Raw genomic sequence first — 13,737 nt, forward strand, 5'->3', positions numbered from 1 at the left:
TCGAACAGCCGATCCGGATGGCACAGGCAAAGCCGGGCCGATCGCCCGACCAACGCTTGCTTGCCTCTGACATGCGATCTCTAGCCGTAAAAACTCGAGACGATTAGATGGACAATCCCGAATGGGCTGGTGAATGAGATCGAACAATGGGCCGACATCTTCAGGAAATCGCTGCGTTCGTGGCCGTCGCCGACAGGCTCAGCTTCCAGCGGGCCGCGCTGGATCGCGGGGTCACCCGGTCCACGCTCAGCCACGCGGTCCGCACGCTGGAGGAACGGCTGGGGGTTCGGCTGCTTAACAGGACCACGCGCAGCGTTTCGCTCACCGAGGCCGGTCGCGTCCTGCATTCCCGTGCGAAGCAGGCATTGGGCGACCTCGACCACGCCGTCGATGCGATCGACGATTTTCGCGACCAGCCGCACGGATCGCTTCGTATCACAGTGCCCCGTTCGGTCAGCGCCAGCATCATCGGGGCGGTCACCGCGCTGGCCACGACCTATCCGAACTTGTCGGTGGAGATCGATGCGAACGACCAGATGGTCGACATCGTCGCCGAGGGTTACGACGCCGGTATCCGGTTCGGCATCGCCATGCAGCAGGACATGATCGCGGTGCGACTGAACCAGGCGTTCCACTTCGCGGTCCTCGCCTCGCCCGCCTATCTGGCCGGGCGAGACATGCCGATGAGCCCGGACGACCTCGCGCACCACCGCTGCATCCTGTACCGGCTGCCGAGCGGCGTGTTGACACCCTGGATGTTCGAACGGAATGGCCAGATCAGCAAGACGAACGTCACGGGATCGCTGATCCTCAACGATCAATCGCTCATGATCGAAGCCGCCCTGCAAGGCGCCGGCCTCGCCTTCGTCTTCGAAGAGGGGGCGCGGGCCCATCTGGACAGCGGACGGCTGATCCGATGCCTGCCCGACTATCGCGCGCAGTTCAGCGAATTGTTCCTTTATTATTCGGGGCACCGGCACGTGTCCGCCGCCCTCCGGTCGCTTATCGACCATTTGAAGAGCCCGAAGTGAGACGGCGGTGGGAAAGAGTTCGCCCGCTGACGCCAATCGGGTCAGCGCGACGCCTGCCCGCTTCCACGTCCGTGGATCATCGCGTGAAGGGCCGTTCCGGGCCTCCTGGCATGCGGACGAAAAACCCGACCTTGCCAGCATCGCCAATCTAATAGTTTTATGAACCGATCGCCATGATGACGCTCTCAGCCTCCGCAGCATAGACGCGCCACAAGAGGGACGCGTCGTATTTCCACCTACATATGCTCAACCCATAATGATATTCGCAACATAACGCAGATTTCACATTCCGTGTCAGCGGCGCAACATCCGCGCGACTTTTGGATCATGAAATATTGGCGTCATTTACAGCCGGAATGCGCCACCAATACTAGGCCCACCTACGAAATATTGCCGCGGCCACAGGTCACGGAAAAGGGTGGAGTATCGAGACATGACCAGCGTATCCGTCATCCGCGCAGCCCTGTTGCGGGGAACCGCCGCGCCCGCCGTGCTGATCGGCAGCTCAAGCCGAGCGCGGACCAGCCCTATACCGACTTTGTCGGCACCCAGTCGCCCTATGTGACCTCGTCGGGTGCGGGCACGCCGCAATGGCGCGGCAACTGGCAGAACAGCGTCGACTACGGCCCCTATTCGCTGACCGCGACCACCTATTACGTGTCGGGCTACAAGGCGGTCGGGTTCGACCAGTTCGGGACGATGGATTGCAACGGCGGCAGCACCTATGGCGGTTCCGATCCCAACTTCAACTGCCATGTCCACCGCTTCATCGACGTCGACCTGGTCGGCAGCGTGCGGGTCAACGACAAGTTCACCTTCTACATGAACGTCATCAACCTGACCGACGAGAAGGCGCCGTTGAACGCGGGCAACTATGCCGCGACCAACTATAATCCGACCTATACGCAAATCGGCGCAGTCGGGCGGACGTTCCGCTTCGGCGCGAATTTCCGGTTCTGACGACCGGCATCGGCGGGGGGGCCATTGCGGTCCCCCGCCGACCACGGACGAAGGCTGGCGCTGGCGTATCCGTCGGGCCAGGTTTCGATCGGGCGGCTTGGCGGTGCCCGCCGGGCTGCGGCGCGCCAGTTCCGCCAGCCAGGATCAACGCCAGCCTATTTACGTTGACGATCACATCTCGTATAGTAATGTTATCTCATTACATAGTATAATATCCATGTCGTGGCCCTACAACCCTATGCCCGTGCCCATAGCGCCCCTGCCCGGTTATCCGAACGGGCGTCAGACATTCTCGCCCGGCCACATCCTCGCGCATGTCGGCTCCGCACCGCTCTGGTCTGAACCGAGACCGTGACGACCCTGCCCTTCCTGCTCGGCGCGATGGCAAGCCTGTCGACCTATGTCGGCGGCAGGCTGGCGATGCGCTGGGGGCAGCGGCGCGACCTGTTGTTTGGGCTGACCGGCGGCATGGTCATCGGGCTGGCCCTTCTCGATCTATTGCCCGAGGCCCTGGAAAGCGGCGAAAGCGTACACGGCGCCGACATCGTCTTCGGTGCGACGGTGGCTGGCGTGGCGCTCTATATCCTGCTTCACCGGATGCCAGCCGCCGGTGCGGCGGGGCGCATCAGCCTGATCCTGCACAGCGTGATGGACGGCCTCGGCATCGGCATCGCCTTTCAGCTTTCGAGCGCAACCGGCTGGCTGGTCGCGATCGCGGTGCTCGCGCACGACATGGCCGATGGAGCCAACATGGTCGGCTTGAGCACGCTGGCGGGCAAGACCGAACGCACGCATCGGTGGCTGATCGTCAATGCCGCCGCGCCGCTGGCCGGTGTCGCGATCGGTCAGGCCGTGCCCGTCGATCTCGAACGCTTCTCGCTGCTGCTCGCGCTGTTCGCCGGTGGCTTCCTCTATATCGGCGCGTCGGAACTGCTGCCCCGTAGCCGGTGTGGACGGTCCGGTGCGGCAAGCGGGCTGGCGAGCCTGTGCGGCATCGCCGCCATGGCCGGTGTGGTTCATTTCGCCGGTTAGCCTTCCACGTCTTTCCTCAGCCTCATCAAAGGACCTCATAGCCTCATGCGCCTTCTGACGATCCCCCTCCTGACCGCCCTGACGATCGCAGCCCCTGCCATGGCGCAGGATGCGCCCAAGGACGCGCAGCCCGGCGGGAAGTCTCCCGCTGCGATCCATGACGAGAAGGTGGCGCAGGATCTGGCCGAGGCCTGGGTGGCGCCCCCCGCCAAGGAGCAGGAAAACGTGACCGCGCACAGCGTCGTCGTCGATGGCCGCACGCTCAAATATCATGCGACGGCCGGTACGGTCACGATCAAGGACGACGACGCCAAGCCGACCGCGAGCGTCTTCTACGTCGCCTATACGCTCGACGGCGCCGCACCCGGCACGCGGCCGGTGACCTTCTTCTACAATGGCGGCCCTGGCTCCTCGTCGGTGTGGCTGCACATGGGGTCTTTCGCGCCGGTGCGGGTGAAGACCGCCAATCCCGAATATATCCGCCCCGCCCCCTATGGCTTTGGCCCCAACCCGGACACGCTGCTGGACAAGACCGATCTCGTCTTCATCGACATGGTCGGCGCCGGCTATTCACGCCCGCTCGGCGATGCGAAGGGCAAGCAGTTCTGGGGCGTCGACGAGGATGCCGACGCCTTCGCCAAGACGATCCTTCGCTGGACGACGAAGAACGGCCGCTGGACCAGCCCCAAATTCCTGTTCGGCGAAAGCTATGGCACGACACGCTCGGCGGCCCTCGCCTATCAGTTGCAGGATCGGGGCATGGCGCTGAACGGCGTGGTGCTGCTCTCGTCGATCCTCAACTACGGCATCGAGCAGCAGGGTTATGACCAGAGCTATAGCAGCTATCTGCCAAGCTATGCCGCGACCGCATGGTATCATGATCGCCTCGCGAACAAGCCCGCCGATCTTCCGGCCTTCCTGAAGGAGGTACGCGCCTTCGCCGCCGGTCCCTATGCGCAGGCGCTCAGCAAGGGACAGGATCTGTCCGATGCCGAGGAGGATGCGATCGCCACCCGGATGGCCGCCTATACCGGCCTGTCCGCGACCTTCATCAAGCGCGCCAAGCTGCGCGTCGATCTCGGCCGTTTCCAGAAGGAACTGCTGCGCGACCAGGCGCTGACGGTGGGACGGTTCGACAGCCGCTATACGGGGGTCGATGCGGACTCCGCTGGCGAGAATCCCGATTTCGACGCCTCGGACACCGCGATTTCCGGTGCGTTCATCACGACGTTCAGCGACTATGTGCAGCGCGACCTGAAGTACAAGCCGGGGCTGGATTATCGCATCGGCACCTATGGTCTCAAGGACTTCGACTGGAACTGGAAGCATAAGGCGCCGGGTTCGGGATATCCGATGAACAACCCCGATGTCGCCGTCGATCTGGCCGCCGCGATCCGCACCAACCCCTATCTCAAGATCCTGTCCTTGAACGGGTGGTACGACATGGCGACGCCGTTCTTCGCCACCGAATACGACATTTCGCACATGCTCCTGGACAAGAAATTGCGCGGCAATGTCAGCTTCAAATACTATTCCTCGGGGCACATGATCTATCTCAACCCGGACGCCTTGCACCAGCTCCACACCGATCTGGCGAACTTCTACGACGAGACGTTGGCCGCGTCCGTGCAGAACCGTCCGGCAGGGCGGGAACGCTGACGATGCCGGGCCTCGCCCCACGGATCTGACTGGCGTTTCGAGCTCGCCCTCTCCCGCCCTTCGCCGAACCAGCGCGGGCGGGAGACGTGGCGGTGACGTTCGACGATCGGCCGGTAGCCGGACCGCGGCACGATCGACGAGTTCATCGCCTTTCCCGCTTCACCACCCTTAAGGGAATGCGGCGGCTGTCTTGATCGGCATCTTCCCGACGTCGCCGCCAGCCCGGACCGCTGGCACCGCTTCCTTTTCCTCCATCGCCTTACCTGCCATCGTCGTCTTCTGGCTGTGATCGAGTCCTGACTTTAACGGTATCGACCGCCGGAAATAACAGGAGCCATCATCACGCTTGAGCAGGTACGGGCTCGTCCCTGCCTCGCCACGATCGTAGCAGGCACTCGTCACAAGCAGCGATTTCAGCAAATACCAAGCTTCTTTAGAAGCTTGGGAAAGTGGTGCCCCTGGCCGGACTCGAACCAGCATGCCTTGCGGCGTTCGATTTTGAGTCGAATGCGTCTACCAATTTCGCCACAGGGGCAGCGAAGGGGTGCTGCTAGACGAGGGTGATGCGTCGCGCAAGCGGGGATTGTCGGCAATCTTGCACTCATGCCGCAGGCCGATCAATTCACTGGGGGACGCTGACGATAGCTGAGCGCTTCGGCGACATGGATGCGCCCCACTTGTTCCACCCCCGCCAGGTCGGCGATCGTCCGGGCGACGCGCAGGACGCGGGTATAGCCGCGCGCGGTCAGGCGCATCCGCTCCGCCGCCTCGACCAGCAGGGCGCGGCCCGACTCGTCCGGGGTGGCCCAGCATTCGAGCCAGGCGCCATCGGCCTCGGCATTGGTGCGGATCGTGACCGGGGCGTCGCGATAGCGCTGCGTCTGGCGCGCGCGGGCGGCGGCGACCCTTTGGGCGACGATCGCGGACGATTCGGCGGCGGCGGGAGCGAACAGATCGATGGCGCGGACCGGCTGGACCTCGACGGACAGGTCGATGCGGTCGAGCAGCGGCCCGGAAATCTTGGCCTGGTAATCCGCCGCACAGCGCGGCGCTCGGGCGCAGGCGAGCGCGGCGTCGCCCAGATGGCCGCAGCGACACGGGTTCATCGCCGCGACCAGTTGCACCCGCGCCGGAAAGGTCACATGGGCGTTGGCGCGCGCGATGCTGACCGTGCCCGTCTCGAGCGGCTGGCGGAGCGAATCGAGCACGGCGCGCTGGAATTCGGGCAGTTCGTCGAGGAAGAGGACCCCCAGATGCGCCAGACTCACCTCGCCCGGCCTCGCCTTCAGCCCGCCGCCGGTCAGCGCCGCCATCGAGGCCGAGTGATGCGGCGCGCGGAACGGACGCGTACGGGTCAGCCGCCCTCCGGCCAGCGTCCCGGCGACCGACTGGACCATGGAAACCTCCAGCGCCTCGGCCGCATCGAGCGGCGGCAGGATGCCGGGCAGGCACGCCGCCATCAGCGACTTACCCGACCCCGGCGGGCCGCTCATCAACAGGTTGTGGCCACCCGCCGCCGCGATCTCCAGCGCGCGGCGGGCATTTTCCTGGCCCTTCACCTGCGACAGATCGGGGCCGGGCACGCCGTCCTCAACCGTTCCGCCCTGCGGCACGGGCAGCAGCGAATGCCCCTTGAGATGGTTGATCAGCGACAGCAGGTCGGGCGCGGCGATCACCGCCCCGCCCCCGGCCCAGCTTGCCTCGGCGCCTTGCGCGGCGGGACAGATCAGCCCCTTGTCGAGCGCCCCCGCATGGAGCGCGGCCAGCAACACCCCCGGCGACGGCCCGATCCGCCCGTCCAGCGCCAGCTCGCCGACCACGACATGATCGGCCAGCAGCTCGGCATCGATCACTCCCATCGCCGCCAGCAGGGCGAGCGCGATCGGCAGGTCGAAATGCGATCCTTCCTTGGGCAGGTCGGCGGGCGACAGGTTCACCGCGATCCGCTTGGGCGGCAGGGCCAGGCCCATCGCGGCGATCGCGGCGCGCACCCGCTCCCGGCTTTCGCCCACCGCCTTGTCGGCCAGGCCCACCAGGTTGAAGGCGGGCAGCCCGGCGATCAGCTGGACCTGCACCTCGACCGCACGCGCCTCCAGCCCCAGATAGGCCACCGTGGACACGATCGTCGCCATGCAAATCCCCCTGTACGGACGCTCCCCTGCCCGCTTATGCTTCCTGCAAAGGATGCCGCCCGACCGCAAGGGGCGACGGGCGTACGGGGATCGCGTGCGGCGGATTGACTTGAAACCCCGCTTTGCGTAAGCGGCTTGCCACCAAGGCCGTCCTCGTGGCGGCCGTTTTTATTCAGACGTATCCAAGGAATGAACGATGAAGCGGACCTTTCAGCCCAGCAACCTGGTGCGCGCTCGCCGTCACGGCTTCCGTGCGCGGATGGCGACCCCCGGTGGCCGTGCGGTGATCCGGGCGCGTCGCGCGCGCGGCCGCAAGAAGCTGTCGGCGTAATCACGACGCTGACCCGCCGCCGCGATTTCCTCGCGGCCAATGGCGGGCGACGCGTGGCGATGCCCGGCTTCGTGCTGCAGGTTCGCCCGCGTGACGATGGTGAAGCCACGATTCGCGTCGGCTTCACCGTCACCAAGAAGATCGGCAACGCGGTCGTTCGCAACCGGATGAAACGCCGGTTGCGGGCGCTCGCGCGCGATCTTTTGCCGGTAAAGGGCATTGCGGGCGCCGATCATGTCCTGATCGGACGGCAAGGCGGGATCGAGCGCGATTATGCCGCCCTCACGGCCGAGCTGGCCAAGGCGCTGACCCGCGCCGCCTCGCCCGACACCGGCGGCGACCAGAAACCGCGCGAACCGCGCGTGCATCATGGTCGCGGCAAGGGGCGCAGCCCCCGCGGCGGCGCGCATCGCCAGCCCGCCACACCGTCTCAGGAGCCCGCGTGACCCTGTTCGCGCGGGCCTTGATTCTGATCGCGCGGGGCTGGCAACTCGGCCCGTCGCTCATTTTACCGCCCACTTGCCGCTATCAACCATCCTGTTCGGCCTATGCAATACAGGCCATTGGCCGCTATGGCGCGGTCAAAGGGGGCTGGTTGGCGCTCAAGCGCATTGCGCGGTGCCATCCCTGGGGCGGGCACGGACCCGACCCGGTCCCCTGACGTAACTGGCGTCACAACTGGGGTTTCCACGTGAACCAAGACCGCAAGAATTTCGTCGTGTTCGCGGTGATCGCGGCGCTGATCCTGTTCGGATGGCCGCTCATCCAGAACAAGTTCTTCCCGAGCAACCCGCCCGCGACGAAGATCGTCGACGGCAAGCAGGTACCGGTGGCCAACTCGACGGCCAATCCGACCGCGACGACACCCTCGGCGATTCGCGACCGCCGCGTCGTGCTGGCCGAAACCCCGCGCGTGGCGATCGAGACGCCGCGCCTGAAGGGCTCGATCAACCTGAAGGGCGCGCGGATCGATGACCTCGTCCTGCTCGACTATAAGGAAACGGTCGCCAAGGATTCGCCGCCGATCCGCCTGTTGTCGCCCGCTGGCGCGCAGGGTGCCTATTTCGCCGGTTTCGGCTGGCGCACCGACGGGCTGAACCCGCCCGCCGCCGATGCCGTCTGGACCGCCAGCGCGCCCGTGCTGCGCCCCGGCCAGCCGGTCACGCTGACCGCCGCCAACGCGACCGGCCAGCGTTTCCAGATCACCCTGTCGGTCGACAAGGATTATATGTTCACCGTCCAGCAGACGGTGGCGAACGGCGGCAACGCGGCCGTGCCGGTCGCGGCATACGGCTATGTCAATCGCGGCATCTCGGCCGATCCGGACACCTGGACGATCCATGTCGGCCCGATGTCGGTCAATGACGGCACCGCGCATTACGGCCCCAACTGGAAGGATCTGGACAAGGCCCCCACCCGCTTCACCACCACCGGCGGCTGGCTGGGCTTCACCGACAAATATTGGCTGGCGACGCTGATCCCCGACCAGTCCAAGGCCTTTGACGGCCAGTTCCGCGCGGGCGCGGGTCAGACCTATCAGGCCGACTATACGCTCCAGCCGCAGACGCTGGCGCCGGGCAAGCAGATCACCCAGACGACCCGTTTCTTCGCGGGCGCCAAGGAAGTCGCGCTGCTCGACCGCTATACCGACAAGGAAGGCGCGACGAAGCTCGATTACGCGCTCGACTGGGGCTATCTGCGGGTCCTCGAAAAGCCGATCTTCTATTATCTCGACTGGCTGTTCCGCCTGGTCGGCAATTTCGGCGTCGCGATCATCCTGCTGACCGTCACCATCCGCGCATTGATGTTCCCCATCGCGCAGCGCCAGTTCGCCTCGATGGCGGCGATGCGCGCGGTGCAGCCCAAGATGAAGGCGCTGCAGGAGCGGTTCAAGGACGACAAGGTCCGGATGCAGCAGGAGGTCATGGCCCTCTACAAGCAGGAGAAGGTCAATCCGCTGGCGGGCTGCCTGCCCACGCTGATCCAGATTCCGATCTTCTATGCGCTCTACAAGGTGCTGATGCTGACGATCGAGATGCGGCACCAGCCGTTCGTCGCCTGGATCAAGGACCTGTCCGCGCCCGATCCGCTGACCCCGGTCAACCTGTTCGGCCTGCTGCCCTTCGTGCCGCCGCACTTCATCGCGATCGGCGTGGTGCCGATCCTGCTGGGCATCTCGATGTACTTCCAGTTCAAGATGAACCCGCAGCCGATGGACGACGCGCAGAAGCAGGTCTTCGCGATCCTGCCCTGGGTGCTGATGTTCGTGATGGCGCCGTTCGCAGTCGGCCTTCAGGTCTACTGGATCACGACCAACTGCATCTCGATCCTGCAGCAGCGCCTGCTCTATGCCCGCCATCCGGGCCTGAAGCAGCCGGTCGCCAAGTGAGCGAGCTTCCCACCCCCCTCCCCTCCGAAGAACCGACCGGTTTTTCGGAGGAACTGGTCGAGTCGGCGCGCAAGCTGTTCGCCGGTCCCGTCTCGTTCCTGAAGTCCGCGCCCGCGCTGAAATTCCTGCCCGATCCGATCGTGCCGGAAGTCGCGGTGGCGGGCCGGTCGAACGTCGGCAAGTCGTCGCTGCTCAACGCGATGACCAATCGCAACGGCCTGGCCCGCACCTCGAACACGCCGGGCCGGACGCAGGAGCTGAACTTCTTCGACGTCGGCACGCCGCCGACGCTGCGGCTGGTCGACATGCCGGGCTATGGCTTTGCCAAGGCGCCCAAGGACATGGTCAAGCAGTGGCGGTTCCTGGTGAACGACTTCCTGCGCGGACGGCAGGCGCTGAAGCGCGCGCTGGTGCTGATCGACTCGCGTCACGGCATCAAGGAGGTGGATCGCGAGATCCTGGAGATGCTCGACCGCGCGGCGGTCAGCTATCGCATCGTCCTGACCAAGGCGGACAAGGTGAAGGCGAGCGAACTGGCCGCCGTCGTCGAGCGGACCGAAGCGGAGGCCCGCAAGCGGGCCGCAGCGCATCCCGAAATCCTCGCCACCTCCAGCGAAGGCGGCTTGGGCATTCCCGAACTGCGCGCGGCCGTACTCGAAGCGATCGGCTGAACCGGCCATGGGAGCCCGGCCGCGCGGCGGCGGGCTCCCGTCTCTCGCCATGACATTCCGGCCACATGTCGGGCCCTAGGTCGGATTAGCATTCAGCATTGCTTCTTCCTCCCCTCTCCCCTGAACAGCGGAGAGGGTTAGCGAAGCTTGCCAGCCTGCTGGCTAGCGCAGCTTGGGTGAGGGGTTGAGCGAGCCTGTAGGCTCGCGCGCTCGCTTTGCGAGCGCCCACCCCTCACCCAGCTCCGACTAGGCCTTTGCTTTAGCAAAGACCAAGTCTGCGCAACCCTCTCCCCTCTGCGAGGGGCGAGGGAAGGAAAGGCATCGCTGAATGTCGATCGACCCCAGACGAACTAACTGATGTTGTTGCAAAAATGCAGCGACGGCTGACAAATGTCAGCAAATATGACGCTTTTATTGACCTCCTGTCATACGCAGGAATAGCCCCATGAAAACAAGACCATAACATGGGGAAAGCGTATCATGTCCCGGAATATCCGCTCGCGCGCCTTGCGCGACGTCAGCGCCGTCGCGCTGCTCACGCTGCTTGCGGCCCCCGCCGCCGCGCAGACCCTGCCCCCCAGCGCGTCGGAGACCACCACCGCGCAGGATAGCCCGGCGGATCAGGACGCGGCGGGCGGTCAGGACGTGGTCGTCACCGGATCGCGCATCGCCCGTCCCGAGTTCGAAACCTTGCAGCCGACCCAGGTCGTGGGTGCGGCGCAGATCGAAAATCGCGGCTATACCAATGTCGGCCAGGTGCTGAGCGAAATCCCCGCCTTCGGCCCTCCGGGCAATAGCGGCGTCGGCGCCCAGTCGTCCTTCGGCCCCGCGCAGACCTTTGTCGACTTTTTCGGTCTGGGCACCCAGCGCACGCTGGTGCTGATCAATGGCCGCCGCTTCGTGTCATCGAACACCGCCAGCATCTTCGGCCCCGTCTCGGCCGGTACGCAGGTCGATCTGAACAACATCCCGACCACGCTGGTCGATCGGGTCGAGACCGTCGCCATCGGCGGCGCGCCCATCTATGGTTCGGATGCGATCGCGGGCACCGTCAACATCATCCTGAAGCGCAATTACGAGGGGCTTCAGCTTGAGGGTCAGGCGGGCGTCTCGCAGCGCGGCGACGCCCCCGACCAGCGGCTGAGCGTGCTGGCGGGCAAGAATTTCGCCGACGGGCGCGGCAACATCACCATCTCGGGCGAGTATAACCGCGTCACCGGCCTGACCTATGCCGATCGCGAAGTGACCGCCGAGGGCCGCTTCTTCGGTACGCCGACCGATACCAGCTCGCCGTTCCAGCGCATCCTCTATCCGTCGCAGCGTTACAGCGCGTTCACCGTGGGCGGCGTGCCGTTCAGCGCGGACGACTATCTCGCCCGCCGGTCGGGCATCCGCAACGCGGCGGGCCAGCTGCTCCAGTTCGGCGCGGACGGCACGCTCGTTCCGCTCGACCTGGGCACGCCGATGCGCCAGGGTTACATCAGCAGCGGCGGCAACGGCTTCAACCTGCCTCTCCAGAACAATCTGCTGACCAATTCCGAACGCTATATCGCCAGCGCGCAGGCCAGCTATCAGATCAGCGACCGCATCCGCTTCTTCAGCGAGGCCTGGTACACGCACAGCAAGGGCGTGAACCTGATCGACCAGCCGAATTACAATACCGCGCTGTTCGACGCTGCGGGCACCGCCGACGGCAACATCATCGTCAATCTGGACAATCCGTTCCTGTCCGCCACCGACCGCGCGACGATCGCCGCCAACCTGCCCGCGGGACAGAACCAATTCTATCTGGGCCGCGCGCTCGCCGACCTGACCACGGGCCGCGCCGAGGCGAAGGTCGAGACCTATCGCTTCGTCGGCGGGTTCGACGGCACGGTGCCGCTGCTCGGCCGCGATTTCAAATGGGAAGCCTCGGGCGTTTATGGCCGTTCGCAGACCGACGGCCGCAATTACGAACTGGTGCAGCAGAACTTCGCCAATGCGATCGACGCGGTGCGCGATGCGTCGGGCAACATCACCTGCCGCCCCGGCGTCGTGAACGCGACCATCCCGACCGCGAACCAGAGCTGCACGCCCCTCAACATCTTCGGCATCGGCCAGGCCAGCCAGGCGGCGCGCGACTATATCTTCGCGGTCGCCACGCCGCGTTCGGTCAACGAGCAGATCGTGCTCAACGCGAACATCAACGGCCCGGTCTTCCAGCTGTTCGGCAACGACGTCTCGCTGTCGCTGGGTTACGAGCATCGTGAGGAAAAGACCCGCTTCGATCCCGGCACCTATTATTATGGCGAGCCGCAGGCGGACGGCAGCCGCGTCCAATATGGCCGGATCATCCCGATCGACCCGATCCGTGGCAAGTTCCACACCAATGAGGTGTTCGGCGAACTGGTCGTGCCTTTCGTGTCGAGCAAGAACGAGCTGCGCTGGCTCAAGACGCTCGAATTCGATGGGGCGGCACGCTATGTCGACAACTCGCTGTCAGGCGGCGACCTGACCTGGACCGCCGGCGGCCGGGTCGGCTTCTTCCAGGGGCTGACCTTCCGCGGCAACTTCACCCGCTCGATCCGCTCGCCCGCGATCACGGAGGTGTTCAACCCGACCTCGCGCGCGTTCGATTCGGGCAATGATCCGTGTGATGCCCGCTATGTCGGCAATGGTCCCAATCCCGCCGTACGTCGCGCAAACTGCGTCGCCGCCGGGATCAATCCGGACAGCTTCACGTCGAACTTCAGCGACTTCACCGTGCCGGTCACGGTCGCAGGCAACCCGAATCTGCGCAACGAGAAGGCGGACAGCTGGACCGTCGGCGCCATCGCGCAGCCGCGCTTCATCCCCGGCCTGTCGATTGCGGTCGATTGGGTGAACATCAAGCTGAACGATGCGATCGCCTCGCTGGGCGGGACGGACATTCTGAACGCCTGCTATGATTCGTCGAGCTATCCCAACCAGTTCTGCGGCTTGCTGGATCGCGGTGCCGACGGGCAGATCACGACTATCCGCGAAGGCTATTACAATGCCGCCGTGCTGGAGACGGCCGGGCTGCAATCGACCATCGCCTATCGCCTGCCGCTCGACCGGGTCGGGCTGACCGATGCGGGAACCGTCGGCCTGTCGGTCAACTATTTCTACCGCGACAAGCTGCAGACCCAGGTCGGCACCGGCGATATCAACCATAACGCGGGCGAGATCGGCTATCCGCGCCATTCGGGCACCGCGAACCTGACCTATGAGGGCCGCAACTTCAACGTCCTGTTCCAGGGGCAATATACCGGCAAGGTCCGCTTCGACATGGACGAGGCCGCCAATGCCCGCGACGTGAAGGGTGCCAGCGACTGGATGGTGTTCAACACCACGGTCGGCATGAAGGTGAACGAGCAGTTCAACCTGCGCTTCATCGTCGACAATGTGTTCAACGCCCGGCCGCCTTACCCGCTGCCGGTCGGCACCACGGGCGTCCGCCCCTATTATTCGGGCATCATCGGGCGCTTCTTCCGCGTGGCGGCCACCGCCCGCTTCTGATCGGCCCCACTCG

The 13,737-nt window shown here is 65.2% G+C and carries 12 protein-coding genes and 1 tRNA gene; 10 read left to right on the top strand and 3 right to left on the bottom strand.

Annotation, left to right across the window (positions count from 1 at the left end; all coding sequences use genetic code 11):
- Positions 1-146: 146 nt before the first annotated feature.
- The 4 genes from QE360_RS00435 (at position 147) to QE360_RS00450 (ending at position 4,682) form a co-directional block, all read left to right on the top strand.
- Positions 147-1,031, top strand: coding sequence for a LysR family transcriptional regulator (locus QE360_RS00435; RefSeq protein WP_309698430.1), 885 nt, complete (start codon positions 147-149; stop codon positions 1,029-1,031).
- A gap of 390 nt (positions 1,032-1,421) precedes the next feature.
- Positions 1,422-1,991, top strand: coding sequence for a TonB-dependent receptor (locus QE360_RS00440; RefSeq protein WP_309698432.1), 570 nt, complete (start codon positions 1,422-1,424; stop codon positions 1,989-1,991).
- Positions 1,992-2,342: 351 nt separating this feature from the next.
- Positions 2,343-3,023: a ZIP family metal transporter gene (locus tag QE360_RS00445; protein ID WP_309698434.1), complete on the top strand. Its 681-nt coding sequence runs from the start codon at positions 2,343-2,345 to the stop codon at positions 3,021-3,023.
- 45 nt (positions 3,024-3,068) lie between these two features.
- On the top strand, positions 3,069-4,682 hold the full coding sequence (locus QE360_RS00450) for a S10 family serine carboxypeptidase-like protein (RefSeq protein ID WP_309698436.1): 1,614 nt from the start codon (positions 3,069-3,071) through the stop codon (positions 4,680-4,682).
- Positions 4,683-4,850: 168 nt separating this feature from the next.
- Here QE360_RS00450 and QE360_RS00455 read toward each other — a convergent pair whose 3' ends face one another.
- The 3 genes from QE360_RS00455 to QE360_RS00465 form a co-directional block, all read right to left on the bottom strand.
- Positions 4,851-5,102 carry a hypothetical protein gene (locus QE360_RS00455; RefSeq protein WP_309698438.1) on the bottom strand — a complete coding sequence of 84 codons (252 nt, stop codon included), beginning with the start codon at positions 5,100-5,102 and terminating at the stop codon, positions 4,851-4,853.
- 30 nt (positions 5,103-5,132) lie between these two features.
- Positions 5,133-5,217, bottom strand: a tRNA-Leu gene (locus QE360_RS00460).
- A gap of 82 nt (positions 5,218-5,299) precedes the next feature.
- A complete protein-coding gene (locus QE360_RS00465; RefSeq protein ID WP_309698440.1) occupies positions 5,300-6,814 on the bottom strand; it encodes a YifB family Mg chelatase-like AAA ATPase in 1,515 nt (504 codons plus the stop codon).
- A gap of 196 nt (positions 6,815-7,010) precedes the next feature.
- Here QE360_RS00465 and rpmH point away from each other — a divergent pair, with 196 nt between their 5' ends.
- The 6 genes from rpmH to QE360_RS00495 all read left to right on the top strand — a co-directional run bounded on the left by rpmH (position 7,011) and on the right by QE360_RS00495 (position 13,724).
- A complete protein-coding gene (rpmH, locus tag QE360_RS00470) occupies positions 7,011-7,145 on the top strand; it encodes a 50S ribosomal protein L34 (protein ID WP_007404632.1) in 135 nt (44 codons plus the stop codon).
- Positions 7,146-7,204: 59 nt separating this feature from the next.
- Positions 7,205-7,591, top strand: a complete 387-nt coding sequence (gene rnpA, locus QE360_RS00475) for a ribonuclease P protein component (RefSeq protein ID WP_373424734.1) — start codon at positions 7,205-7,207, stop codon at positions 7,589-7,591.
- Between the two features lie 2 nt (positions 7,592-7,593).
- Entirely contained in the window at positions 7,594-7,806 is a 213-nt protein-coding gene (yidD, locus tag QE360_RS00480) for a membrane protein insertion efficiency factor YidD (RefSeq protein ID WP_042490341.1), read from the top strand.
- A 30-nt stretch (positions 7,807-7,836) separates the two neighbouring features.
- The gene (gene yidC / locus QE360_RS00485) at positions 7,837-9,534 is read left to right on the top strand and encodes a membrane protein insertase YidC (protein WP_307104105.1); all 1,698 of its coding nucleotides are present in this window, start codon (positions 7,837-7,839) and stop codon (positions 9,532-9,534) included.
- The gene (yihA, locus tag QE360_RS00490) at positions 9,531-10,205 is read left to right on the top strand and encodes a ribosome biogenesis GTP-binding protein YihA/YsxC (protein ID WP_307104103.1); all 675 of its coding nucleotides are present in this window, start codon (positions 9,531-9,533) and stop codon (positions 10,203-10,205) included. The genes yidC and yihA overlap by 4 nt, the downstream gene beginning before the upstream one ends.
- Before the next feature lie 480 nt (positions 10,206-10,685).
- Positions 10,686-13,724: a TonB-dependent receptor domain-containing protein gene (locus QE360_RS00495; protein ID WP_309698444.1), complete on the top strand. Its 3,039-nt coding sequence runs from the start codon at positions 10,686-10,688 to the stop codon at positions 13,722-13,724.
- Positions 13,725-13,737: the final 13 nt, after the last annotated feature.

This window comes from Sphingomonas sp. SORGH_AS_0789, from assembly GCF_031453055.1.
In the GTDB taxonomy this organism is placed as follows: domain Bacteria; phylum Pseudomonadota; class Alphaproteobacteria; order Sphingomonadales; family Sphingomonadaceae; genus Sphingomonas.

Excerpts from the sequence above, each read along its gene's own strand:
- QE360_RS00435 (WP_309698430.1), top strand. The coding sequence starts at position 147 with ATGGGCCGACATCTTCAGGAAATCGCTGCGTTCGTGGCCGTCGCCGAC.
- QE360_RS00450 (WP_309698436.1), top strand. The coding sequence starts at position 3,069 with ATGCGCCTTCTGACGATCCCCCTCCTGACCGCCCTGACGATCGCAGCC.
- QE360_RS00465 (WP_309698440.1), bottom strand. The coding sequence starts at position 6,814 with ATGGCGACGATCGTGTCCACGGTGGCCTATCTGGGGCTGGAGGCGCGT.
- rpmH (WP_007404632.1), top strand. The coding sequence starts at position 7,011 with ATGAAGCGGACCTTTCAGCCCAGCAACCTGGTGCGCGCTCGCCGTCAC.
- rnpA (WP_373424734.1), top strand. The coding sequence starts at position 7,205 with ATGCCCGGCTTCGTGCTGCAGGTTCGCCCGCGTGACGATGGTGAAGCC.
- QE360_RS00495 (WP_309698444.1), top strand. The coding sequence starts at position 10,686 with ATGTCCCGGAATATCCGCTCGCGCGCCTTGCGCGACGTCAGCGCCGTC.